The 23,875-nt window shown below is 49.0% G+C and carries 22 protein-coding genes; 18 read left to right on the top strand and 4 right to left on the bottom strand.

Going from position 1 to position 23,875, the window contains the following annotated elements; all coding sequences use genetic code 11:
- Nucleotides 1-246: 246 nt before the first annotated feature.
- The 4 genes from B3G15_RS01795 (at nucleotide 247) to B3G15_RS01780 (ending at nucleotide 4,413) form a co-directional block, all read left to right on the top strand.
- Entirely contained in the window at nucleotides 247-1,827 is a 1,581-nt protein-coding gene (locus B3G15_RS01795) for a peptide chain release factor 3 (RefSeq protein ID WP_035408673.1), read from the top strand.
- Between the two features lie 124 nt (nucleotides 1,828-1,951).
- Entirely contained in the window at nucleotides 1,952-2,455 is a 504-nt protein-coding gene (locus tag B3G15_RS01790) for a general stress protein (protein WP_290714967.1), read from the top strand.
- Between the two features lie 122 nt (nucleotides 2,456-2,577).
- Nucleotides 2,578-3,666: an MBL fold metallo-hydrolase gene (locus B3G15_RS01785; RefSeq protein WP_214724584.1), complete on the top strand. Its 1,089-nt coding sequence runs from the start codon at nucleotides 2,578-2,580 to the stop codon at nucleotides 3,664-3,666.
- A gap of 93 nt (nucleotides 3,667-3,759) precedes the next feature.
- A complete protein-coding gene (locus B3G15_RS01780) occupies nucleotides 3,760-4,413 on the top strand; it encodes a hypothetical protein (protein ID WP_290714962.1) in 654 nt (217 codons plus the stop codon).
- Between the two features lie 142 nt (nucleotides 4,414-4,555).
- Here the strand turns inward: B3G15_RS01780 and B3G15_RS01775 are convergent, their stop codons facing one another.
- Nucleotides 4,556-5,794 carry a purine/pyrimidine permease gene (locus tag B3G15_RS01775; RefSeq protein ID WP_149427056.1) on the bottom strand — a complete coding sequence of 413 codons (1,239 nt, stop codon included), beginning with the start codon at nucleotides 5,792-5,794 and terminating at the stop codon, nucleotides 4,556-4,558.
- A gap of 107 nt (nucleotides 5,795-5,901) precedes the next feature.
- On the opposite strand from B3G15_RS01775, the gene B3G15_RS01770 reads away from it, so the two are divergent.
- The 3 genes from B3G15_RS01770 to B3G15_RS01760 are packed head-to-tail and all read left to right on the top strand — an operon-like array spanning nucleotide 5,902 to nucleotide 8,542.
- Nucleotides 5,902-6,723 (top strand): LysR family transcriptional regulator, encoded by an 822-nt coding sequence (locus B3G15_RS01770; RefSeq protein WP_214857208.1) that lies wholly within the window; start codon nucleotides 5,902-5,904, stop codon nucleotides 6,721-6,723.
- Between the two features lie 31 nt (nucleotides 6,724-6,754).
- On the top strand, nucleotides 6,755-7,939 hold the full coding sequence (locus B3G15_RS01765) for an RtcB family protein (protein ID WP_064300188.1): 1,185 nt from the start codon (nucleotides 6,755-6,757) through the stop codon (nucleotides 7,937-7,939).
- Between the two features lie 33 nt (nucleotides 7,940-7,972).
- A complete protein-coding gene (locus B3G15_RS01760; protein ID WP_290714954.1) occupies nucleotides 7,973-8,542 on the top strand; it encodes a hypothetical protein in 570 nt (189 codons plus the stop codon).
- Between the two features lie 33 nt (nucleotides 8,543-8,575).
- On the opposite strand, the gene B3G15_RS01755 is transcribed toward B3G15_RS01760, so the two are convergent.
- A complete protein-coding gene (locus B3G15_RS01755) occupies nucleotides 8,576-9,070 on the bottom strand; it encodes a hypothetical protein (RefSeq protein WP_050678322.1) in 495 nt (164 codons plus the stop codon).
- 257 nt (nucleotides 9,071-9,327) lie between these two features.
- Here B3G15_RS01755 and acnA point away from each other — a divergent pair, with 257 nt between their 5' ends.
- The 10 genes from acnA to B3G15_RS01705 all read left to right on the top strand — a co-directional run bounded on the left by acnA (nucleotide 9,328) and on the right by B3G15_RS01705 (nucleotide 20,607).
- The gene (gene acnA / locus B3G15_RS01750) at nucleotides 9,328-12,054 is read left to right on the top strand and encodes an aconitate hydratase AcnA (protein ID WP_064300185.1); all 2,727 of its coding nucleotides are present in this window, start codon (nucleotides 9,328-9,330) and stop codon (nucleotides 12,052-12,054) included.
- A 57-nt stretch (nucleotides 12,055-12,111) separates the two neighbouring features.
- Nucleotides 12,112-12,576 (top strand): DUF3939 domain-containing protein, encoded by a 465-nt coding sequence (locus tag B3G15_RS01745; RefSeq protein ID WP_023467798.1) that lies wholly within the window; start codon nucleotides 12,112-12,114, stop codon nucleotides 12,574-12,576.
- Nucleotides 12,577-12,766: 190 nt separating this feature from the next.
- Complete coding sequence (locus B3G15_RS01740; RefSeq protein WP_029341277.1) at nucleotides 12,767-13,474, top strand: hypothetical protein; 708 nt, start codon at nucleotides 12,767-12,769, stop codon at nucleotides 13,472-13,474.
- Between the two features lie 76 nt (nucleotides 13,475-13,550).
- Nucleotides 13,551-15,794 carry an AAA family ATPase gene (locus tag B3G15_RS01735; protein WP_290714947.1) on the top strand — a complete coding sequence of 748 codons (2,244 nt, stop codon included), beginning with the start codon at nucleotides 13,551-13,553 and terminating at the stop codon, nucleotides 15,792-15,794.
- Between the two features lie 12 nt (nucleotides 15,795-15,806).
- Nucleotides 15,807-16,244, top strand: coding sequence for an acyl-CoA thioesterase (locus tag B3G15_RS01730; RefSeq protein ID WP_290714944.1), 438 nt, complete (start codon nucleotides 15,807-15,809; stop codon nucleotides 16,242-16,244).
- A 233-nt stretch (nucleotides 16,245-16,477) separates the two neighbouring features.
- A complete protein-coding gene (locus tag B3G15_RS01725) occupies nucleotides 16,478-17,509 on the top strand; it encodes a M15 family metallopeptidase (protein WP_290714942.1) in 1,032 nt (343 codons plus the stop codon).
- Nucleotides 17,510-17,526: 17 nt separating this feature from the next.
- Entirely contained in the window at nucleotides 17,527-18,141 is a 615-nt protein-coding gene (gene plsY / locus B3G15_RS01720) for a glycerol-3-phosphate 1-O-acyltransferase PlsY (RefSeq protein ID WP_029341281.1), read from the top strand.
- A 191-nt stretch (nucleotides 18,142-18,332) separates the two neighbouring features.
- The gene (locus B3G15_RS01715; RefSeq protein ID WP_047391234.1) at nucleotides 18,333-19,097 is read left to right on the top strand and encodes a DeoR/GlpR family DNA-binding transcription regulator; all 765 of its coding nucleotides are present in this window, start codon (nucleotides 18,333-18,335) and stop codon (nucleotides 19,095-19,097) included.
- 25 nt (nucleotides 19,098-19,122) lie between these two features.
- Entirely contained in the window at nucleotides 19,123-19,785 is a 663-nt protein-coding gene (locus B3G15_RS01710) for a copper homeostasis protein CutC (RefSeq protein WP_290714934.1), read from the top strand.
- A gap of 186 nt (nucleotides 19,786-19,971) precedes the next feature.
- Complete coding sequence (locus tag B3G15_RS01705; protein WP_050678317.1) at nucleotides 19,972-20,607, top strand: DUF975 family protein; 636 nt, start codon at nucleotides 19,972-19,974, stop codon at nucleotides 20,605-20,607.
- 52 nt (nucleotides 20,608-20,659) lie between these two features.
- Here the strand turns inward: B3G15_RS01705 and B3G15_RS01700 are convergent, their stop codons facing one another.
- A complete protein-coding gene (locus tag B3G15_RS01700) occupies nucleotides 20,660-21,541 on the bottom strand; it encodes an NAD(P)-dependent oxidoreductase (RefSeq protein WP_023467807.1) in 882 nt (293 codons plus the stop codon).
- On the bottom strand, nucleotides 21,538-23,283 hold the full coding sequence (locus tag B3G15_RS01695; protein WP_290714927.1) for an ABC transporter ATP-binding protein: 1,746 nt from the start codon (nucleotides 23,281-23,283) through the stop codon (nucleotides 21,538-21,540). Before B3G15_RS01695 ends, B3G15_RS01700 begins: the two co-directional genes overlap by 4 nt.
- A gap of 124 nt (nucleotides 23,284-23,407) precedes the next feature.
- Here B3G15_RS01695 and B3G15_RS01690 point away from each other — a divergent pair, with 124 nt between their 5' ends.
- Nucleotides 23,408-23,827 carry a YaiI/YqxD family protein gene (locus B3G15_RS01690; protein WP_290714924.1) on the top strand — a complete coding sequence of 140 codons (420 nt, stop codon included), beginning with the start codon at nucleotides 23,408-23,410 and terminating at the stop codon, nucleotides 23,825-23,827.
- Nucleotides 23,828-23,875 lie beyond the last annotated feature (48 nt).

Below are 23,875 nucleotides of genomic sequence, written 5' to 3'. Positions count from 1 at the left end.
TAGCCGATACAAAGACAGTGTGGACAGATGTCCGGGCTTGATGGAATACCATTGTACGTCTCCTCCTTCTGTAATAGTGAACTTCCTTGTCATCGTAAAGAAGATCGTGATGAATTGTCAACTTTAAATCTGAAAATTGAGTCAATGAAGTGAAATGGACGAGACCTTGAAAATTCGGTATGATAGACTAGTTGCGAAAAAGATTGATCGGACTTTTGAATATATCGGTGAAAGGAACTACCATACATGACAAACATTCTACAAACGGAAGTCGAAAAGCGTCGGATTTTCGGCATCATTTCCCACCCGGATGCGGGTAAGACGACATTAACTGAAAAATTCCTCCTGCACGGAGGGGCAATCCGTGAGGCAGGTTCTGTCAAAGCACGGAAAAACTCGAAATTTGCGAAATCCGACTGGATGGAAATCGAAAAACAACGCGGAATCTCCGTTACGTCTTCGGTCATGCAATTCGAATACGACAAAAAGATCGTCTCGATCATGGATACACCAGGTCACTCGGACTTCGGTGAAGATACGTACCGAATCCTGACAGCGGTTGACTCAGCGATCATGGTCATCGATGCGGCGAAAGGGATCGAGTCACAAACGAAGAAACTGTTCCAAGTCTGTCGGATGCGCGGGATTCCAATCTTTACGTTCATCAACAAGATGGACCGTCAAGCGCGTGACCCACTCGAATTGATGGAAGAACTCGAAGAAGTCCTCGGCATCCCGTCTGTTGCTGTGACGTGGCCAGCTGGTTCAGGTCAACAGTTCGAAGGGGTCTATGACCGCGTCAAAGGACAATTCCACTGCTTTAAAAATGATCGTAAGACGATCGAACTCGGCGAGGAAGGTCTCGCAAACGAAGAACTCGCGACGACGATCAACTCGGAAATGTACGAGACGTTGATGGATGAAGTCGACTTACTCGACGGCGCAGGTAACGAATACGATGAAGAATTGATCGCAAAAGGTGAGTTGACTCCGGTCTTCTTCGGATCAGCCCTCGTCGATTTCGGTGTCACACCACTTCTCGAGCATTACTTGAACTTGTCTCCTTCACCGACACCACGTGAGTCGAACAAAGGGAAAGTCGAACCGGCACAAGACTTCTTCAGCGGTTTCGTCTTCAAGATTCAAGCGAACATGAACCCGAATCACCGTGACCGGATTGCGTTCGTCCGTATTTGTACGGGTAAATTTGATCGTGGAATGGACGTCGTCTTGACACGGACAGGCAAGAAGATGAAGTTATCTCAATCGACACAATTCATGGCGGATGAGCGGGAAACAGTCAATGAAGCGTTCGCAGGAGACGTCATCGGGTTGTACGATTCAGGCAACTATCAAATCGGTGATACGATCACGAACGGTGATCCATCATTACAATATGAGGCACTACCAACGTTCGCACCAGAACTCTTCTTGAAGGTCTACACGAAAAACGCCTTGAAGTCGAAACAGTTCCAAAAAGGTGTCGAACAGCTCGCGCAAGAAGGTGCGATCCAGGTCTACAAAACGGAATACAACGAAATCATCCTTGGAGCAATCGGACAACTCCAATTCGAAGTCTTCGAGCACCGGCTCAAAGGCGAATATGGCGTTGACATCTTGAAGGATGCTGCGAACTTCCAAGTCGCGAAATGGATCAAGCCAGCTGAAGTCGCTGCCGTCAAACAATTGACGGATTCTCGGACGGTTCTCGTCTACGACCGTTGGGAGAATGCCGTGTTGTTATTTGCAAATGATTTCGTCTACGAGCGGTTCGTTCAGAAAAACGAAGGAACGATCACATTGGTCGATTCACCGCAACAACTCTAAGCTTTGACGGACTACTTTTCGAAGTGGTCCGTTTTTTCGTTCCTGAAATCTCGTTTGATGGCAAGCGAACAAGGGTAAAAACAGAGCGAGTTTGAATTCATATGAAAAAGGAAGGTGTCATGTGATGGCGAAACGGTTTGTTGGAATCTATCAGGATCAATCGAGTCTGGAACGAAAAATCGAGGAATTGAAACAACAGGGGTATCATGATTCGGATTTTTCTGTCGTCGGTCGAGATGATGCGGCAGACGAAGCATCGGGTGCAAGTTGGATTGATCAGGTCAAATCAAAATTTTCTAAAGAACCACCGCTCCGCGAGACATTAAAACGTGTCGGACACTCGGACGATGAGGCAGAACGGCATTACGCAGAAGTCGAGCGTGGCGGTCTTGCATTGTTCGTCAAAGATCGAGATCACGATCATGACCACGACCATGAGCACCATCATCACCATGACCACGACCATGAGCACCATCATCACCATGACCACGATCATGATCATGATCATGACCATCGGCACGATGATAACAAGGTCGAAAATCCAGGGAACAACGCCTATGAATCCAATCACCGCGGGGACGGTGAGAAGAGCGACCGGGCGAAGTGGAAAGCGGACGATATCGACTAATACCTAGAAGTGAAGGCGCCGCTTGCGGTGGACTTCACTTTTTTTCTCGCATCCGGAGTCGCAAAGCGAGATGTGTGGGGAATCGAGGTGCTATACTGAGAGCATCGAAGAGGTGATAAGACATGAAAAAAATAGTGACAGCTTTAGCAGGAATCGGTCTTGCCAGTGCTTGGTTCATCAACCGATACCCAGTGTTCGGGAAACGACCAAGCCGTGCAGAGCGGCGGAGTTTCGAACGATCAGACCGTTTTGTCGACGGGAAGTTCAAAAATGAGATGGATTTCCAGTTGAAGATGGAATGGGACTCGATGAAAAGTATCTTAAAGGATTACGGAAGAAACATTCCGAATCTGCGTCCTGTCAAAGCGTTACCGACGCTTCCGTATCAGCGACGTCAAGACGATAGCGAAACACCACGTGTCACATGGTTCGGACATTCGGCATTTTTACTCGAACTCGATGGGCAAACGATTTTCTTTGACCCGATGCTCGGGCGCGCACCATCACCGTTCCCGAAGCTGGGCGGAGGACGTTTTCAAACAACGCAGACGGTTGATCTCGAACGTTTACCGTTGATTGATGTCGTCGTCTATTCGCATGATCATTATGATCATCTGGATTATCCATCCGTCCTCGCCTTGAAAAATCGAGTCGGTCGCTTCATCGTGCCGCTCGGTGTGGGGAGTCGTCTCCGTGGATGGGGCGTCTCAGCTGAGCGAATCACGGAACTCGACTGGCATGAATCGACACAAGTCGGTGGCATCAAACTGACAGCGGCTCCGTCGCGCCATTATTCAGGGCGAAATGGTCTTGATCAATTTTCAACGCTATGGGCGTCATGGGTCATCGAAGGCTCGCAAAAGGTCTTCTTTAGTGGCGATAGTGGATATGGTCCACACTTTAAAGCAATCGGCGAACAATATGGTCCGTTTGACCTGACGATGATGGAATGTGGGCAGTACGATGTCCGGTGGTCCAATTCGCATATGTTACCGGAACAAACGGTTCAAGCACATCGTGACGTCAAAGGTCGCGTCCTGATGCCAATTCACTGGTCTGCCTTCATCCTCGCGTTTCATGCATGGTTCGAGCCGGTCGAACGGTTGCTCAAGGAAGCAAAACGCGATGAGATTCCGGTTCTGACACCAATGATCGGGGAAAGTGTGACACCCGAGAGCACGACACGGAAATGGTGGCGGGAAGTGCGTTGAGTAGTTGATTTTCAATCTAATTCATAAGTTTTTATCAAAGAGCACGATTTTAAAATCGTGCTCTTTGTTATATCTAATAAAGGAGTGAGAAGATTGCAAGAATACTTCAAAGTGCTAGATGACTTATCAAGTTTTCGAAATAAAAAACAGATGGATGAATACTATGACTACATAAAAGAAGAAGTTAGTAAAAATCGTCAGATCACTGAGTTAATCAGATTGAAAAAAGGAAGGTTTAAAGAGTTCATCGAGGAATTTATTCCAGCTTATACTTTTTCGAAATCAGCTTATTTTCCTGAAGATGCTCAAATTAAGATTGTCATTGGGAACCAAGGATATGATGCATTGATGAAATTAGAAGATGGTTTAATCGAAAAGCTTGAATTTACATCGTACATAGATGGTCCGAGAGAAGTTGAAATTGCCAAAGCTTTAAATGAGAAGGGTATGTGGAGATCGCGATTAAGTAGTTTGGGTACATTAGAAGAGAAACGGAGACATTTTTTAGAAGAAACAAAAAAGAACATCGATAAAAAAGCTACAAAAAATTACAGTGATGTAAGTTTAGTTTTTAGTATTCACATCATGGAACTAGAACAAATTCCAGAACATCATGACTATCGTCTGCAGGATAAAGTGAGAGAATATCTTCAAGCGACAAACTTTAACGCTAAGGAAGTATTTTTAATAATCGATGACGGTGGAACAACGGAATTGATAGATGATCGTGTCATTCGAATTAAATAAGTAAACAGAAAGGGAGCTCGATAACCGAAATGTACTTCGGAATCGAACTCCCTTGCTATTTGAATGATTCAGGACGAGATGTTCATCCTCGACTCTTATAGAAAAGCGAGGATGATGACATCGTCCGGTCGTAAAATACCATTTAGCTTGCCAATCGATCTGCTTGTTTCGCGCGACGAGAACGTACTTTTTCGATGATCTCGAAACCGAGCACAAGCATCGTTCCGACGAGTAATCCATTACTGAGGAACGGACGAAGCGTCAAAGGCAGAACTTCCGCGATGACGGTCGATTGCAACAAGATACTGATACCGATGACGGCACTGATCGCAAACGCATGGCGGCGACGGCTATTCTCCATGTTACTTTCCGCAGACTGCCAAGCAATCAGGAACATGTGTGGCAATGTCGCAAGCAACGCGGCACTCGCGACGCTACGCGGTAATGTTGCGATGATACCGATCAAGCTTGGGAAGAAACCGATCAACGCGATGACGAGCGAGGCAATCAAGAACGGGCGACGTTTCCGGCTTCCCGTTTGCGCGATGAATCCGCTCGTGATCGGTAACGGCACCGGCACAAGCGTCGAGAATGTAGCAGCGAGTAAATGAATGACGCCTTCGATGGATAACCCTTGGTGCAGACGTCCTTGTTTTTGAAGCGTCGCTTCGACGGCGCTTAAAGCGGCAATTAAATTGACGACGAGCAAAATCGCGAACGGAATCGCGACAAGGAATGCACTGCCGTCAAACTGTGGCCATCCGAACGGTAACGCTTGCGGTGGTGCGAACAAACTAGACGATGCAGGAAGCGACGGACGGCTGACGAGCCAACCGACGATGATTCCGATCATCAAGGCAAACGGACGTAAGCGACTCGGTCCGAATTGGCTGAGTCCGAGTACGAGCAAGAACGTGATGATTCCGGCGAGACGTGTTGCCTCGACGGCAAGAACGGCACCGAGCATGACGCCTGTTAATTGAATACATAATAAGAGCAAAAATGTTCCGCTGACGAGCGGTGTGAAGACGGGTAGTAAGTATTTCGTCCATCCTGTCAAACCGAGAATGATGAGGACGACGCCGGCAATGACGACGGCTGCCATCGCGATCGTAAAGGCCGTTTTTGAGTCGACCGGTAGTGCGGCGATGACGACGAAGATGCTGACCCATGATCCGGCAGGTCCCGATACGATCGGAAGCCGGTGGCCGAAGGCTCCGTGTAGGAAACAGGCAATCCCGCCTACAAAGAACGACCGTTGGACAAGGGCAGCAGTCTCAACTGATGAGAGGTCGAACAGACTGGCGACGACGATTGGTAAAGCAATCGTGTTCGCGAGTAAAAAGACGATCCACTGGAAGGTAGAAGTCGTTTGTTTCATGAAAAAGCTCCTTTCTTAAACTTCAGATATTCCTGCATCATAGCATATGATTGATGTTATGATTCATATATCTTTATACATGAAAACATATGAAAGAGATGATGAATATGGATTTACGCCAGTACCGCTATTTTTGTGCGGTCGTCGAGGAACAATCCGTCACGCGAGCAGCGGAGCGCTTACGGATGGCACAACCTGCCTTGACGCAGCAAATCCGGCGGATGGAAGAAGAGCTAGGCGTTCGTCTGATTGAGCGGGCAGGACGCGGGATCCGGATTACCCCAAGCGGCAACCGCTTATATGAACGAGCGGTTTCTTTGCTGCAGTTCGAGCAGGAGACACGGATGGAAGTGAGCGACATCGAAGCCGGGCGAACGGGAATCTTGCGCATTGGTGTCAACACATTATCAGCCAGTCGGCTCGTCGAATGGATTGAACAGATGAAACGACGACATCCTGGCATTATCTTACAAGTCCACCAAGGAGAATCGAGTGCGCTCATCGAACGGTTGAAAGAGCGGTCGCTTGATGCAGCGTTCGTCCGTCTGCCGATTGATGCGCAAGGGATCTCGATTGAATGGATGGAAGAAGAACCGTTTCATCAAGTCTGGCACCCCGATCATCCGACTGCGGATCTCATCATTCCGAGTCAGGAAGGACTCGGTGTCTTTCAGACGTTAAGTCAAAGGCTCGGCGTCGTATCGCAAGAGACGTGTTCCGATGTCTTGACGCTGATTGGACTCGTCCGCAGTGGACAGGCGGTGACCGTTTTGCCGGAGAGTACGTTGCGGGAACTGGATATGACAGGACTGCACCAGACATACCTATCCGGTGCCGCGAGTACGACAGCCTTCGTCTGGTTGACGGAGACGGGACCGACGACACTGACAAAACAATTCATTGAAATCATGAAGGAAACAGCAGAATAATTAAATGGATAGGAAAGAAAGGAACGATCGTATGAAAACGATTCAAGGCACGTATGGGGAAGCGAAGATTTTCACGGATAACGTCGACGACCTGACGATTAAGCAAGTCACAGCTATGTTAGAGGAACAATTTGCGACAGACAGTCGCGTCCGGATCATGCCGGATTGCCATGCTGGAAAAGGATCTGTCATCGGAACGACGATGCATGTGACGGACGAGGTCGTACCGAACCTCGTCGGTGTTGATATCGGTTGTGGCATGTTATGTACACGACTTGCTGAACAAGAACCAATCGATTATGCGGAACTTGACGCGACGATTCAGCGTCTCGTTCCAAGTGGCATGTCGGTACGTCAAAAAGCCCATCCATTATCAGAACAGGTACCATTTGATCAAGTACTCGCACCGTTCAACGAGACACGGGCACGATTATCGATTGGTACGCTCGGTGGAGGAAATCACTTCATCGAACTGAATCAGGACGCGGCAGGCGAGCTTTATCTTGTGATTCATTCCGGAAGCCGAAATCTCGGGAAAACGATCGCTGAACATTATCAGGCAGAAGCGGAAACGACACGCTTCCAATTTGACGCGGATCAAGTTATCGGGGAATTAAAGCAAGCGGGGCGCGAGTCGGAGATTCAAGCCACCTTACAGCAATTGAAGGAAAAGCGGTCTACGTTTAACAAAGATTTAGCATCTGTTTCCGGCGAAGCGATGGAGCGCTATCTGCATGATCTCAAGATTGCGCAACGATACGCGGCACTGAACCGTCAGGCGATGACCGAAGTTATTTTTGAAGCGATGGGGTGGACGGCTGCGGATCAGTTCGATACGATTCACAACTACATCGATCTTGACGCGATGATTCTACGAAAAGGTGCCATCTCTGCAAAAGCCGGCGAGCGGGCAATCATTCCGATGAACATGCGTGACGGCTCCTTGATTGTCGTTGGAAAAGGGAATCCTGATTGGAATTATTCCGCACCACACGGGGCAGGACGCATCATGTCGCGGTCAAAAGCATTCAAAACTGTTGAACTGGATGCGTTCGAAAAGACGATGACTGATGTCTGGTCAAGTTCAGTCGTCGCATCGACGCGTGACGAGTCGCCGTTCGTCTACAAACCGATGGATGAAATCATCCGTAACACGAAAGAAACGGTCGATGTCGTCGAGATCATTAAACCGCTGTACAACTTTAAGGCGAAATGATGGAAGGGTATCATCAATTGGGGAGGATATTCTATGAACTATAAGGGAACTATGCTGATTCTGTTTTCAAGTGTGTTTTTATTCGCTGGATGCACGGATGAGGCGGTCACGACGGAACAGAAAAAAGTAGAAGTCAAAACTACTACGCATACGAATCAGACGAAACACCCCATCTTAAATCCAGTTCAGTATGAAAGGCTGTTCAAGCATATGAATGAACACTTGAAGATGGATCAGTTTCATTTGAAGGGAAGTACGATCGGTGCAGACTTCACGGCTGTCGACCAATCCTTGAGTTTTGGGAAGAGACGATGGTTAACGGTTGACGGAACGATTGACACGCCATCGACCCAGGAGACACTTTATTTTGAAAACCAAAAACAAGATACGCAGTTAGCGATTCATTTTGCGTATACGGATCGATACATAGGCAATGATTTGGTTCAGTATCAATCAAACGGTGATTACGGCGAGCTCCTCATCATCAGCTACAAAAATATCCTCATAACCGTGCAACAAAATGCTTTACAGAAAGTCGATTCAGACACGACACAGGAAGCAGCAAAACAGGTAATCCAGGAATTAAAAAACGTTCCCGTTTAAAACGAGAACGTAAAGAAGACAACACTGATTTGATTAGACTGCACCATCCGGTAATGTCTCACCTGTCCGGCGAATCGTCGCTCCGAGTTCAGCGGCGATCGCATTGACGGCTTCGGAATCTTCGTTGACTTCACTGATCAAGATGACACCGTAATGGTCAGGATTGATCTGATTCAGCGTCCGGTTGAATAAATCAAACGATTCCCGCTCGTTCTTCTCATCCCGGTTCGCACCGATCAAGTAACCAGCAACGGAGCCGACGAGCATACCGAACGGACCACCGACGACACCGATTGCCATGCCGATCAATGAGCCTTTGAAGGATTGGTCCTGCTGCGTGAAGTCGATGGCATCGATGAAAGAGAAGCCCTCTGCTTCGTCACGTTTTGCGAGAACCATCTGATCCATCTCGATTTCCTTGATTGCTTCGAGATCCTTAATCATCGCAAAGCCTGTTTTTGCTTTTTCTAAATCACTGAAAATGATTGTCGTAATGACGTGCGTTGCATCGCTTTTATATTTCGCCATAATAAACGCCTCCACAAGAATCGGATATCGTACTACACTTTTTAAGTACCCTGAACATTCTAAATGGAAACGCATGACTGGAAATATGAGAAAAACAGGACAACAGAATAATTTTCTAATATCGGCAATAAGTAAAACTTATCGAAAGTCTTTTGTTCTTTCAAATTGTAACGGAATCCATATTATACTATGATAGAACTGTACAAGTAAGCGGTATCAGGGGCTTGATGTCGTGAACACTTAAAGGGGGAATCACCATGAAGCAAACAGATGTGTCGCAAGATGTCTTTGGCGCACGCCGTTCGTTTGAAGCAAACGGTAAGAATTATCAGTACTATAGTCTTGAAAAATTGGAAGAACTCGGATTGACGGAAGTCAAACGTCTTCCATACTCGATTCGTGTCCTACTCGAGTCAGTACTTCGTCAACAAGATGGTCGTTCGATCACACGTGAACACGTCGAGAACTTGGCGAAATGGGGAACAGCTCAAGTTTCGAACGATGTCGATGTTCCGTTCAAACCGTCACGCGTTATCCTTCAGGATTTCACAGGTGTTCCAACGGTCGTTGACCTCGCGTCACTTCGTAAAGCCATGCAAGATCTCGGTGGAGACCCATCGGTCATCAACCCAGAAGTACCAGTCGACCTCGTCGTTGACCACTCGGTTCAAGTCGATGCTTACGGTTTTGCTGGAGCACTTGCAGAAAACATGGATCTCGAATTCGAACGTAACGAAGAGCGTTACAAATTACTTCGCTGGGCGACATCGGCATTCGATAACTACCGTGCCGTACCACCAGCAACAGGGATCGTCCACCAAGTTAACCTCGAGTACTTGGCATCTGTCGTCCTCGAAAAGGAAACAGCAGACGGTACAGTTGATGTGTACCCGGATACACTCGTCGGAACGGACTCACACACGACGATGATCAACGGTCTTGGCGTCCTCGGTTGGGGAGTCGGTGGGATCGAAGCGGAAGCGGGCATGCTCGGACAGCCATCGTTCTTCCCAGTACCAGAAGTCATCGGTGTACGCATCACAGGTGAGATGCACCCAGGAACGACAGCAACAGACGTTGCCCTTCGTGTAACGGAAATGCTCCGTCAAGAGAACGTCGTCGGTAAATTCGTCGAGTTCTTCGGTCCATCACTCCACTTGATGTCACTTTCTGACCGGGCAACAATCGCGAACATGGCGCCAGAATACGGTGCAACATGTGGATTCTTCCCAGTCGACACAGAAACATTGACGTACCTTCGTCTGACAGGTCGCGATGAAGAATTGATCGAAAAAGTCGAGAACTACTCGAAAGCAAACGGTTTGTTCTACACGCCACAAAACGAAGATCCAACATTCACGAAAACAGTTGAACTTGATCTTTCAACGATCGTTCCTGCCCTTGCTGGACCAAAACGTCCACAAGACCGGATCGATTTGACGGATGTTCATACATCATTCAAAAAAGCGTTGACGGCTCCACAAGGAAACGCTGGATTCGGCTTAGCGGAAGAAGAAGCGGACAAAGTCGCTGTCGTTCAGTTCGAAGACGAAGCAGTTGAAATGCGTACGGGTGACGTTGCAATCGCTGCGATCACGAGCTGTACGAACACATCAAACCCATACGTCATGATCGGTGCGGGACTCGTCGCGAAAAAAGCGATCGAACTCGGTCTTTCGGTTCCGAAATACGTCAAGACATCACTTGCGCCAGGATCGAAGGTCGTTACGGATTACCTCGAGAAATCAGGACTCCAAACGTACCTTGACGAACTCGGCTTCAACACGGTCGGTTACGGCTGTACGACATGTATCGGGAACTCTGGTCCACTCGACCGCGCTGTCGAAGACGCGATCCTCGGTTCAGACTTACTCGTTTCGTCTGTCCTCTCCGGTAACCGTAACTTCGAAGGTCGTGTCCACCCGCTTGTTAAAGCGAACTACTTGGCTTCACCGCCACTCGTCGTCGCGTATGCCCTTGCAGGAACAGTCGACGTCGATATCATGAACGCGTCACTCGGAACAGGCAAAGACGGACAAGAAGTCTTCTTCGCTGACATCTGGCCGTCACGTGATGAGATCCAAACGATCATCAACACGGTCGTCACACCAGAAAGCTTCCGTGCAGAATACGATTCAGTCTTCACAGGAAACGAACGTTGGAACAACCTTGACGTGCCAACAGGGGATCAGTACGACTTCGACGGTGAGTCGACGTACATCCAAAACCCACCGTTCTTCGAGAACTTGGCGAAGGAAGCTGGTCAAGTCGAAGCCCTCAACGGACTCCGTGTCTTCGGTAAGTTCGCTGATTCGGTCACGACGGACCACATCTCACCAGCTGGTTCATTCTCGAAAACGACACCAGCCGGTCAATACCTCGTCAACAAAGGGGTTGCACCAAAAGACTTCAACTCATACGGTTCACGTCGTGGTAACCACGAAATCATGATGCGCGGAACGTTCGCGAACATCCGCATCCGTAACCAAGTAGCACCAGGTACAGAAGGTGGCTTCACGACGTACTGGCCAACAGGCGAAACGATGGCGATGTACGATGCTGCGATGAAGTACAAAGAAGATGGCACAGGTCTCGTCATCCTTGCTGGTAAAGACTACGGTATGGGTTCTTCACGTGACTGGGCAGCAAAAGGAACGAACTTGCTCGGCGTCAAAGCCGTCATCGCGGAGAGCTTCGAGCGGATTCACCGTTCAAACCTCGTCATGATGGGTGTTCTTCCACTACAATACGTGGCAGGCACGACAGCTGAAACACTTGGTTTAACAGGTGAAGAAGCGATCAGCATCGCAATCGATGAGTCTGTTCGTCCACGTGACATCGTTAAAGTCACAGCGACAGCGGCAGATGGAAAAGTCACTGAATTCGAAGCGATCGCTCGTTTCGATTCAGAAGTTGACATCGATTACTACCGTCACGGCGGGATCCTTCCAATGGTCCTTCGTGAGCGTCTCCAACAAGCATAAGTTGTCTAATCAAAGGTGGGGGAAACCCCACCTTTTTTTGACGAGAGGAGGAAAAAGGTGAACCGATTCAAGAAGTGGTTTCAACCGAAGGAAGACCAGCCGTTGCCGATGCGTGACGTGACGCTTGATGAAGTCAAACAAGCGACGCATGCCTTTGAATCCGAACTACCGAAAGGGACGAATCGCACAGTGCTTCTAGATAATGAGCAACGCATTGACTTAAAGCAGTTGGAGCCGTATTTGAAAGCACGTTCGACACAAGTGTTTTACATGTCGCGTGAGACATTCACCATAATGGAGGCAAAAGACCGGGAACTCGTCTATGAGATGGATCATGTCCAAGTTGCCGTTGATCGCTATTTTGATCGGGTGAAGAAACTCCCGTTGAAACCGTATAGCAAAACGTTCCAAGTCGACTGTGCGATGTTGTTTCAGGATGGCTATTTGCGTGAAATGCCGCATCATAGCTATTACTTGGTCGATGAGTCGATGATCGTCTCGCTGACACCGAAGGAAGCGTAAACGTAATCAAGGGTGGACCGAATTCATTCGGTTCGCCTTTTTTTGTCGTCCTGACCGTTTTCTGATTTGTTCAAAAGTCTGACGAATTTAGTCAGAAATCGTGAAATCTCGGACAAACCCTTTGTATTCTCCTTATAAAACCGATACGATGATAAGGAATAGAGACTTGAGCTAGGAAGGTGTACATGGCATGACGAAACGAACGAGCACGTGGATTGCAGTAGCAATCGTGGCAATGGCGATCCTCCTTGCCTACAATTTTTATCTCTTGAACAAGACGCAGACCGCAAGCGATGAAAAAGCCGCGACGGTCAAACCGTTTTATACGATGACACGCATCCAATATGTTGAGAAGAAGCTCGCGACGAAAAAAGATGAACTTGAATCACGCACGTATGAAGTCGTCTTTAATGACAAAGGTCATTTCCGGACAGAAGTCGTAGACGGTCCGTCAAAAGGATCGCTTGCGATTTGGAACGGGACGATGTTCCGTGAGTATGATGCGACAGGGAAGTTAGTCAACGAGACGAAAGCGGGCAAAAGTGTCAGTGCGCCGCGGCCATTCCTCTCACGTGGCTTCAACGAACAGATCCTCGCCTTCATTAACAAAGGTGACTTTGGACAAGTCGAGGGAGAAGCGGACATCGCCGGAATGGCAGCGGACGTGTATGTGAAAAAAGAACCGTCCAGCACGGTACCAGAAGAATGGATCAAACAATATCCATCGATCTTCGATAAAGAAAACAATCAAGAACAAGCAACGTATTATGTCGCTTCCGACCGTTCGAAAGTACTCGGTGCGGAGTCACGCAATAACGGTAAATTGTTCTACTCTGTCAAGATGAAGAGTTTTGAAACGATCGATACGTTCGATCCGGATTGGTTAAAAGCAAAATAAACAAGAAACGACCGGCGATGACGCTACGAAACGGTAGCGGACAAAGTCGGTTTTTTCGAGACGCAGGAGGTTCAACATGGAAGCATTCTCGAAAGAGGAGATGTTCAATCAAATCAAAGCGTGGGAAGAGGGCGCGAAGGTCGAGGAGGTGCTCGCCTTACGGTATGCTCAAAGTAGCCGGTTGCTTGGAGAGACGGAAGCACTCGTCCGCATCTTGGCGTTACTCGTCGAACATCGCTATATCATGACGGGACGACTGGATGCCTTAGCTGAGAGTTGGATGCAAGAAATCCGTCAGCATGGTCGTTTGCCAGCTCGTCTTGAGCAATTGTTGACGGAACAACAATTACAAAGTACGTATCAGCGCCTTGTCGCGCATACGTTTCCGACGATTCGCGAGACGGACAATGCGAACGCCAAACGATCAGCGACGAAAGAACTGATTCTCCAAGCAAGTCAAATCGTCGAGGAGACGGAACAAATCGTCGAACTGACGGAACGACTGCGTCGGTTGGATGCTGGTCGCTGGACGGAACTGTTCGAAGCTGGAACGGCATTACTGCGTTCGAGTGCCACGCTTGAACAGACAGCGCAGACATTCGTCGACAGCCTACAAGAGCGTTTCTATTCCCGAGAAGCGTTTCGCGAGATGACGGAACTGAAAGCGACGACGATCCAGGATCTCAAACGTGTCGTCGCTTTGCTCCCCGTCGAAAGCAAACGAGTCGAACGCTCAGCACTCGAAGAACTCGACGCGATGATTGGTCTCGAAGACATCAAACAACGGGTCCATCATATGTATCGCTTCTTGAAGTATCAACAAAAACGATCGGAAGATGGTTACCGTTCGAGCGATCAACCATCGCTACACATGATTTTCATGGGAAACCCCGGAACCGGGAAGACGACCCTTGCCCGTCTGATGGCGAAGATCTATCACGAGCTCGGACTTCTCGAACGACCGGAAGTCGTCGAGACGGATCGTTCGTCGCTTGTCGGTGCGTTCGTCGGTCAGACGGAAGAACAGGTCATGAGTAAAGTCCGCGAAGCCGTCGGAGGAGTGCTCTTCATCGATGAAGCCTATGCCTTAAAACGTGCCGGACAAAGTGGGAACGATTATGGTCAGGCTGCGATCGATACGCTCGTCGCAGCAATGACGAGTGGGGAATATGCAGGGCGATTTGCGGTCGTTCTTGCTGGATACCCAGAAGAGATGCGTGATTTCCTGAAGGCGAATCCTGGACTCCGGAGTCGTTTCCCGGAATCCAATCATTATCTACTCGCCGACTATACGGATCAGGAGCTGCTCGCCATCGGACGGTCGATCGCGACCGCGAACGATTACGTCTTGACGGAACAAGCAGAGCGGGCGTTACTCGGACGGCTTGAGCGGGAACGCGTCGACGCCAGTTTCGGAAACGGACGCGCTGTTCGCAATATCGTGCTCGATGCCATCTTCAAGAAGGGTGCGAGCCTTGGAGAGAGTGCCAGTCATGAAGACTTTGCCTTACTCGAACAAGAAGATTTCGAGATGGTACAAGAACCGGACGCAACCGTTGAGGAGCGGATCGCTTCGCTCGTCGGATTGTCTGATCTCAAAGACGAACTCAAGCAGATTGAAGCCTTATTGTCGATGCAAAAACGTCGAAGAGAAGCAGGCTATAAAGTCTTGCCGGTTGAACTGCATGCGGTCTTTAGCGGCAATAGCGGGACCGGAAAGACGACTGTCGCGCAGCTTTATGCTGATGTGTTACGACAATGCGGTTATTTGAAACGCGGACATCTGAAAGTTGTCAGCCGGGCAGATCTTGTCTCCGGTTACGTCGGACAAACAGCGCAAAAGACGCGTGACGCGATTCGCGACGCGCTGGGTGGTGTCTTATTCATCGATGAGGCGTATGCATTAAATGGTGGAGCGAACGACTTCGGAAAGGAAGCAATTGATACGCTCGTGGATGAGATGACGAAACATCAAGACAATCTCGTCGTCGTCCTTGCTGGTTACGAGCAACAGATGAACGCCTTGCTCGCAAGTAACCCAGGACTGAAATCACGCTTCAAACGGTCATTCCACTTCCCGAATTACTCGCCAGACGAGTTGATTCAAATCATTGAAGGATACGCGGCACGGTTCGGATACGAGCTGACGGAGGACGCACGATTGACGCTTACCGAGAAGATTGATGTCGTTCCGAACGGAAACGCACGAGCGGCGATCACGATCGTCGAACAGGCGATCGCGAAGCAGTCGATGCGATTAATTGACAAAGTTAGCTTATCCGGTTCAGAATGGTCCTATCTTGAAAAAGAGGATTTTTAAGGGGGAAGCTACATGCACACGATTGAAATACCTGTCCGCTACGCCGAGACGGACATGATGGGCATCGTCTATCATTCGAACTATCTCGTCTATTTGGAACTCGCACGGACGGAATTGATCCAGTCTTTGGGTCTTGATTACAAAGAGATGGAAGATGCGGGATATGTCTCCCCGGTCACGAATGTCAATCTCGATTACAAACGCTCGTTGACGTATGGTGATACAGCGGTCGTCACGGTCTGGATTGATCATTACGATGGATTACGGACAATTTATGGTTATATGGTCAAACATCCGGACGGGAAGCTTGCAGTATCGGCGAAAACGACACACGTCGTCGTCAAGAAGGAAAACTTCCGACCGATTCGCTTGCCGAAGGTATTCCCGAACTGGCACGCCATCTATGAGAAGATGAGCGAAACGGATGCAGCTCTGTTGACGGAGGCGTAAGATACAATGAAAGCGGGATCGATTTAGTGAATCGGTTCCGCTTTTTCTTTTTTCAGTCTGAACAGTAAAATTTAGCACTTGGTACTAACGACCGATGACAAAGTCAGGATCATTTGCGAAAATAAAGAAGCTGAAGTAAGGTAGGGACTTACTCTATCTGTCGGAAGTAGACTCGACGGATGGAACGATTAGCGGTAACATAGAGAAGCATAAAAAGAAGAGGGGTCTTACTCATGAAAAAAATCGTAACCGTCAGTACGTTAGCGCTTCTCCTTGCAGGATGTAATCCTGGGGATCAACAAGCGGATGATACAACGAAAACGGAACAGAAATCAGATGAGACAAAACAATCAAACGACGAAACGAAAAAAGAAGACACAGCAAAAGACACGAATAAAGAAGAAACAAACAAAGCAGACGAAACAACAAAAGACGATACGTCAGAAGATGCAAAACAAGAAGACAATTCGTCTGATGCGGCAACGCAAGAAGATCAAGAATCTTCGGATGAGACGAAAAAAGAAGAAGAACAAAAAGACGATACACCAGCTTCAGAGAACAAGACGGAGGACAAAAAAGACGAATCGACGGATAAACCGGATAGTTCATCTCAGGATCCAGAACAAGAAAAACCGTCGAAACCAGAAGATGAGACACCGGACGTCGATAAATCAGCAGAAGCCAAAGCGGATTTATCACTTGGTAATCTTGTCGTCGTCAATAAAAAATACAGCTTGCCAATCGACTACAAACCATCAGATCTTGTCGTACCAAACGTCAGCTTCTCATACTCAGGTGTACTTGAGCAAAGCTACATGCGGGCGCCAGCTGCGAAACAGATGGAGAAGATGTTTGCCGCTGCTAAAAAAGAAGGCGTGACATTGAACGCTGTCAGTGGATTCCGTTCAGGCGAACGTCAAAAAGTATTGTATAATAATTATGTCGCACGTGATGGCAAGGCTGCTGCTGATCAATATTCAGCACGTCCTGGTCACAGTGAGCACCAGACGGGTCTCACTTTCGATATTTCGGCACCAAGCGTTGGTAACGGATTGACGGCTGCCCTTGGTGATACGAAAGAAGGAAAATGGATCGCGAATAACGCAGCGAAATATGGTTTCATCGTGCGCTACGATCGTGGCTTCCAATCACGGACAGGCTATACGTATGAGCCATGGCACATTCGTTATGTCGGTGTCGATGTCGCGACACAAATTAAAAATAACGGACAGACTCTTGAGGAATATATGAAAGTCGGTCACTAAGAGGTTGGAGGTTGACTATGATTGAAATCATAGGGATTTTAGTTCTTGGCTATCTGCTTGGTTCGATACCGTTCGCACTTCTTGTCGGGAAGTGGGGACATGGGATGGATATTCGCCAACACGGTAGCGGGAATCTCGGAACGACGAATACGTTCCGTGTCTTGGGAAAAAAGGCGGGAATCATCGTATTGATCGGTGATTTCGGAAAAGGAGCCGTCGCAAGTCTCGTTCCCATCTTGATGGGAGCAGATATACATCCGTTGTTTGCTGGACTAGCAGCTGTCATCGGTCATATCTATCCGATCTTCGCGAAGTTCAAAGGCGGAAAGGCAGTTGCGACGTCCGGAGGGATGTTGCTCGTGACGAGCCCTGTTCTGTTCATCTTCCTGCTCGTTTCCTTTTTGACGACACTTCGTCTGAGCCGGATGGTGTCGCTCAGTTCAATCGTGGCAGCAAGTGTCGGAATCGTTGTTTCCATCACGATTGGTGTCTTGACGAACGACTGGATCGTTCCGACGTTCTTTACGGTTCTTGCCTTGTTCGTCATCTTCAAGCACCGCGAGAACATCCAACGGATTCGCCAAGGTACAGAGTCTAAGATTCCACTCTTTGCAAAGAAACCGTCTGAATGAGTCATTAAGACGCATCTACATCTCGTTCATTGAGATGCGGGTGCGTCTTTTGTTTGTGGAAAAAGTCGGATAACGGACGAATTCAACGACATTTCATAGGAACTACACGTTTATTTACATCGGATTTACAAGACCTTTACAGACGTTCGATACACTAGAACTAGAACTTGTCTGTGAAGGGGGAAGCGCACGTGTCGTTGTTAGGAGAAGAGCGGAAATCACGCATCATGGAATGGCTGGAAGAGGAAGGGAAAGTCATGACGAAGGATTTGATCGAACGTCTCGATGTCTCAGGAGAAACGGTACGACGCTACTTAGAGGAGCTCGAACGGGAACGGCAGTTGAAGCGCGTCTATGGCGGTGCCATCTATCAAGGAGGAAAACGAGAAACACCGATCTCGCGTCGGACGGATCAGTTGTCTCGCCGTTTAGCGCGTTATGCGAAAGGATGGCTCAGCGATTATTCCTGTATCTTTCTTGGTCGAGGCGAGCCGGTCGAGCATCTGTTGCCGTATTTAACGGGGAACGCGACGATCGTCACGAACTCACTAGTGGTCGCTAGTCACTTGGAGCAGTGCCGCAAGACGGGACCGTTCAAAGGTGAAATTCGGTTACTTGGTGGGACGGTCGATGCCTATGGGCAGACGGTCGGAGTCGAAGTCTTGCAGGCGCTCGATGCCTACGCTTTTGATGCCTGTTTTCTATCGTTTGACGGTGCCGAAATCGAGCGTGGCTTCGTCAGCGATGATATTGAATCCTCGCTGATTCAAAAAGCCGTCATCAGTTGTACGAAAGACGTTTATGCCTTTTTGGCGAATGATGAATTCCAGGGCAATCGTAAATATAAGGTGGCAGAGTTCCGACGTGCGAAGATCGTCCTCAGTCCAGCCTCCTATCCACCATCGTGGGAGATGAAACTGTTCAACGAACGCGTGAACTGGATGGTCGTCTCATGATACACTGATGCGGGAGGGATGTATCATGTTAGAAATCATCGCATCGACCGTAGAAGAAGCGGTCGCAGCAGAACAAGCCGGAGCGGACCGGATCGAGCTCGTTTCCGCATTATCCGAAGGTGGGTTGACGCCGAGCTATGGACTGATTCGTCAAGTCGTCTCGACGGTCGAGATTCCAGTTCACGTCCTCGTTCGACCACATAGTAAGTCGTTCGTCTATTCGAAATCAGACGAAGAAACGATCATCACGGATATCGACTTGATCCGAGAACTCGGTGCTGCCGGGATCGTCGTCGGCTCATTGACCGCAGACGGTCGCGTCGACGAAGGATTCCTTGGTCGAATCATCAAACATAAAGGGGAACTGTCATTGACGTTCCACCGAGCAATCGACAGTAGTCGCGATATTCTCGAAGCGGCAGAAGTGCTCGCTGATTTTCCAGAAGTCGACCGGATCTTGACGTCGGGTGGTCAAGCGACGGCGTTAGAAGGAAAAGAGACAATCGCTCGCTTGATCGAGGACCATCCGGACTTAATTATCTTACCAGGTTCCGGGATTACGCTTGAGAATGCGGAAGCACTTATTGAGGCGACGAAGGCATCGGAACTACATGTGGGTTCCGCTGTCTTACAAGACGGTATCATTCAAAAAGAACGTGTTGAGGCATTGACGCGACTTCTGCGCTAATCCTATACCGCACGAATCCATTTTTCAAATCTTATGAGATGAGAGAAATGGATTTTTTTGTATGTGTTCGTGACGGATTTTCGACGATTCCGTGACGCGTTTGAAAAGCAGAGCGGGATAACTAGGTTTTTCAACGGGACTACGCTAGAATCAAAGATGGAAATAGTGGAAATGAAGGAGTACGACATGAACCCTAAACAATTAAAACAAGACGCCCTTGGTACACTAAAAGGACGTTGGCTGGTCGGGCTAAGCATCTCGATCATCTACTTCCTTATCTTTGCGCTTGCAGCAAGCCGGATGTCCTTTGACCAAGATGACATCGACAGCATGGTCCGTTTCATTGGACTGAACATGGTCGTAACGATCGTCCTTGCTCCGGTGACGGTTGGACGAACGATTGCTTACTTACGCTTCACACGCGGGGAGTCTGCCGGTATCGGAACGTTATTCGAAGGGTTTTCTTCGTTTCGACGTGCTTTTCGAACGATTGCCGCTTACGCGATTGTGACGGTATTGGTGTATGTCGGATCATTTTTGATTTTACCGGCATTGTACTTTTATCTAGCGTATCGCCTCGTCCCGTACATTTTGGTCGACCGACCAGAATTGTCGTTTTGGCAAGTACTCGGCGAGAGCCGTCGGATGATGAAAGGGCATAAGCGTGAATTGATCATGCTTTACTTGAGTTTCATCGGCTGGGGTATCCTCGCACTACTTAGTACTGTGGGTGTCATCTTCTTGACGCCATATTTCGATACGACGATGGCACACTTCTATGAACGCTTGAAACCAACACGTCAATCATCCGTCGAGGGATGAACGAAAAAAGCCTGTACATTACGTCAGTAGACGTAGTGTACAGGCTTTTTGCTCATTCTACCGAAGCGCGTGAACGTTCGGCGAGCAACAGATAAAGCGCTTGTGTACCGGAATCGGCGTGACCCAGCTCAGCAAGTTGTTCATATAAATCCTTCGTCAGTGCGAGACCAGGTGTCGCGATGCCCATCTCAGCTCCTCGCTCAAGGGCAAGGCGCATATCCTTGATGAAGTGTTTGACGAAGAAACCAGGTGAGTAGTTTTCAGCGATGACGCGCGGAATCAAGTTCTCAAGACTCCAGCTACCGGCAGAACCAGATTTGATCGTCTCGATGAATTGCGTCGGGTCAATCCCGGACCGCGTGACGAACAACAGCATCTCCGCTGTTCCGATCATCGAGCCGGCAATCGCGATTTGGTTCGCGAGTTTCGCCGATTGTCCTTTACCAGGACCACCGAAGAGTGAAATCGATTTTCCCATCGCTTCGAATAAGGGCTTCGCTTGTGCGAAAGCCGCTTCTTCCCCACCGACGAGAATGGCGAGTGTTCCGTTCTTCGCGCCGAGGTCACCACCTGTGACAGGTGCGTCAAGTGCCTGAAGACCGCGTGCTGCCGCTTCCTTCGCGATTCGTTCTGCAAGAGCCGGACTGGATGTCGTCATATCGATCAGAATCGTTCCTGGTGCCGCATGATCGAGGATTCCGTCTTCGAAGTAGATCTGCTCGACGTCTTGCGGATAACCGACGATCGAGATGACGACGTCGACATCGGTGACGACGTCTTGAATCGTATCGACGATCTCGACACCATCTGCTTCAAGGACGAGTCCTTTTTCTTTCGTGCGATTATATCCTTTGACTGTAAAACCTGCCTTGCGCAGATTGCGGACCATGCCTTGTCCCATGACACCTAATCCGATGAAACCGACTGTCTTCATACGTGATTCCCCCTTGCACGTTCCGTGCCGATGAATTGTTGCGTTACGAGCTTATTATACAATGGATTGTCGACGACAAGACGATCATGTGTCCCAATGCCGGAAATCCGACCATCTTCAAGGACAATGATTTGATCGGCATGACGAACTGTCGCGAGACGATGGGCGATGACGAACGTCGTCCGTCCGACCATCAATCGCTCGAGTGCTTCCTGAACGACCCGCTCGGACTCAGAGTCGAGGCTTGACGTGGCTTCATCCAGCAATAGAATTTCAGGGTCTCGGAGGAGTGCACGTGCGATCGCGATCCGTTGGCGTTGACCACCAGACAACTTGACGCCCCGTTCTCCGATTTCAGTTGCATACCCTTCCGGAAAACGTTCAATGAACGCATCGGCATTCGCCATCCGTGCAGCCTCACGGATTTTGTCTTCACTGACGTCTTCTGCAAGACCGTAGACGAGATTGTCACGGATCGTTCCTGATAAAACAGGGGAGTCTTGGGCGACATAACCGATCGCTTGGCGCCAAGACGATAGCGTCAAATCAGCGATGGGTTGATCTCCGAGTCGAATCTGCCCGGACGTCGGTTGATAGAATCGCTCCAGTATCGCGAATAATGTCGTCTTCCCGGATCCACTCGGACCGACGATCGCTGTCGTCTTGCCGCGTGGTAACGTAAAGCTGACATCCTGGAGGATTGGCGTCTCATTGTATCCGAATGACAAGTGATCGACCGTGACGTCCGTAAACGGACGCGGCGCAACAAGCGCTCCCGGTGCTTCCGGTGTCTCATCGAGAAGTTCGATGATTCGTTCTGTCGCCCCGCGAGCCTTCTGTAACTTCGTGATGAATTCAGTCATCGTCACGAGTGGCGTCATGATTTGGAACAAATAGAGTGAGAAGGCGACGAGTTCACCTGCCGTGATCTGGTTCGTCGCGACGCGATAGGCACCAAAGCCGATGATCAAAATCAACATCGTCGTCAAGGTGACGTTAAAGATCGGCAACAAGAGGGCTTGGATGCGCCCTTCCTTGACGCCATAGCCATAAAGATTCTCGATGCGAGTTTTCCCACGGTCGAGCTCATAGGATTCAGTCGCTTGCGATTTGACGAGTCGGACTTCGCCGAGCATCTCGGCAAAAAAACCAGATAATCCCGCGAGTTCTTTCTGAGTCTCACGAGATATCTTATGCAGCTTCCGCACGAGCGGGATGATGATTAGTAACGTCACGGGTACAGCGATGACCATGACGAGTGTCATCTGCCAGTCGAGGAAGAATAGGATCGTGATCGCCCCGATGATCGAGACGAGTGATGTCAGCAGGCGGACGAGTTGCTCCGACAGCAATTGCTGGAGTGTCGTAGCGTCACTGTTGAGTCGCGAGACGAGCTCGCCAGATTTCGTCTCATCATAGAACGGAATCGACAAGGTCAACAGGTGTTTCCATAGGAGCGTCCGCAAATTGGCGACGATTCGTTGACCGACGATCTGTAACCAATAGATGGATAAAGCATTCGCGACGACTTGGACGACGAAGACGATCACAAATAAACTGATCAGCTGCGGAGTCAGTCGATCGACTGTAAAACCGTCAATCAACGTCTTTAAGAACCAAGGAATGGCGAGGGCAGCCAGCGCTTGGATGACGGAGACGGAAACAGCGGCGGATAATAATCCGACCGGGGGTTTCGTTTTTTTCAATAACAGGTAAAAAGATTGGAACGTCGCAGCGTTCATTTCAACACATCCTCTCTTTTCCATTGTCCGAAAGAACGAAGAAACGGTCAAATGGGAAACGCGACTTGACAAGAAATCTTTTGGTTTGTGACACTGATAGTGGAACCAACAAGGGAGGATGCAAATGTCTATTTTCGTAGATGCGGACGGATGTCCCGTTGTCGATCTCGTCATTCGACACCGACAGGGACGTGACGTCTTTTTAGTTTGTGATACAGCACACCAGATGATGCGGGAGGGGGCGACGACGATCACGGTCGGACAAGGACCAGATGCCGTCGATTACGCGATCGTCAATCGGATGAAACGTGGTGATCTCGTCGTGACGCAAGACTACGGTCTAGCAGCACTCGTCTTAGCACGAGGAGGACTCGCGATTGACCAAAACGGTCGTCAGTTCACGAACGAGAATATCGATCTATTGCTTCATACACGCCATGTCGGACAACAAATCCGGCGAGCGGGTGGACGGAAGAAAGGACCGAAAAAACGGACGCGCGATGCGGACCGGGCATTTGAAGAGGCATTTCGTGCATTAGTGTAAACCAGCATATAAGGAAGACAGTACTCGAACTGTCGATCAAATAGGGAC

It is taken from the genome of Exiguobacterium sp. UBA1053, assembly GCF_002316465.1.
Classification (GTDB): Bacteria; Bacillota; Bacilli; order Exiguobacteriales; family Exiguobacteriaceae; genus Exiguobacterium_A; species Exiguobacterium_A abrahamii.
Note: the sequence above shows the minus strand (reverse complement) of the source record. Positions and strands in the feature narration are given on the sequence as shown.

Coding starts and splice junctions, on each gene's coding strand:
- B3G15_RS01705 (WP_050678317.1), top strand. CDS start 19,972: ATGAACCCTAAACAATTAAAACAAGACGCCCTTGGTACACTAAAAGGA.
- B3G15_RS01730 (WP_290714944.1), top strand. CDS start 15,807: ATGCACACGATTGAAATACCTGTCCGCTACGCCGAGACGGACATGATG.
- acnA (WP_064300185.1), top strand. CDS start 9,328: ATGAAGCAAACAGATGTGTCGCAAGATGTCTTTGGCGCACGCCGTTCG.
- B3G15_RS01695 (WP_290714927.1), bottom strand. CDS start 23,283: ATGAACGCTGCGACGTTCCAATCTTTTTACCTGTTATTGAAAAAAACG.
- B3G15_RS01770 (WP_214857208.1), top strand. CDS start 5,902: ATGGATTTACGCCAGTACCGCTATTTTTGTGCGGTCGTCGAGGAACAA.
- B3G15_RS01740 (WP_029341277.1), top strand. CDS start 12,767: ATGACGAAACGAACGAGCACGTGGATTGCAGTAGCAATCGTGGCAATG.
- B3G15_RS01755 (WP_050678322.1), bottom strand. CDS start 9,070: ATGGCGAAATATAAAAGCGATGCAACGCACGTCATTACGACAATCATT.
- B3G15_RS01765 (WP_064300188.1), top strand. CDS start 6,755: ATGAAAACGATTCAAGGCACGTATGGGGAAGCGAAGATTTTCACGGAT.
- B3G15_RS01785 (WP_214724584.1), top strand. CDS start 2,578: ATGAAAAAAATAGTGACAGCTTTAGCAGGAATCGGTCTTGCCAGTGCT.
- plsY (WP_029341281.1), top strand. CDS start 17,527: ATGATTGAAATCATAGGGATTTTAGTTCTTGGCTATCTGCTTGGTTCG.
- B3G15_RS01700 (WP_023467807.1), bottom strand. CDS start 21,541: ATGAAGACAGTCGGTTTCATCGGATTAGGTGTCATGGGACAAGGCATG.
- B3G15_RS01710 (WP_290714934.1), top strand. CDS start 19,123: ATGTTAGAAATCATCGCATCGACCGTAGAAGAAGCGGTCGCAGCAGAA.
- B3G15_RS01775 (WP_149427056.1), bottom strand. CDS start 5,794: ATGAAACAAACGACTTCTACCTTCCAGTGGATCGTCTTTTTACTCGCG.
- B3G15_RS01690 (WP_290714924.1), top strand. CDS start 23,408: ATGTCTATTTTCGTAGATGCGGACGGATGTCCCGTTGTCGATCTCGTC.
- B3G15_RS01725 (WP_290714942.1), top strand. CDS start 16,478: ATGAAAAAAATCGTAACCGTCAGTACGTTAGCGCTTCTCCTTGCAGGA.
- B3G15_RS01735 (WP_290714947.1), top strand. CDS start 13,551: ATGGAAGCATTCTCGAAAGAGGAGATGTTCAATCAAATCAAAGCGTGG.
- B3G15_RS01760 (WP_290714954.1), top strand. CDS start 7,973: ATGAACTATAAGGGAACTATGCTGATTCTGTTTTCAAGTGTGTTTTTA.
- B3G15_RS01790 (WP_290714967.1), top strand. CDS start 1,952: ATGGCGAAACGGTTTGTTGGAATCTATCAGGATCAATCGAGTCTGGAA.
- B3G15_RS01795 (WP_035408673.1), top strand. CDS start 247: ATGACAAACATTCTACAAACGGAAGTCGAAAAGCGTCGGATTTTCGGC.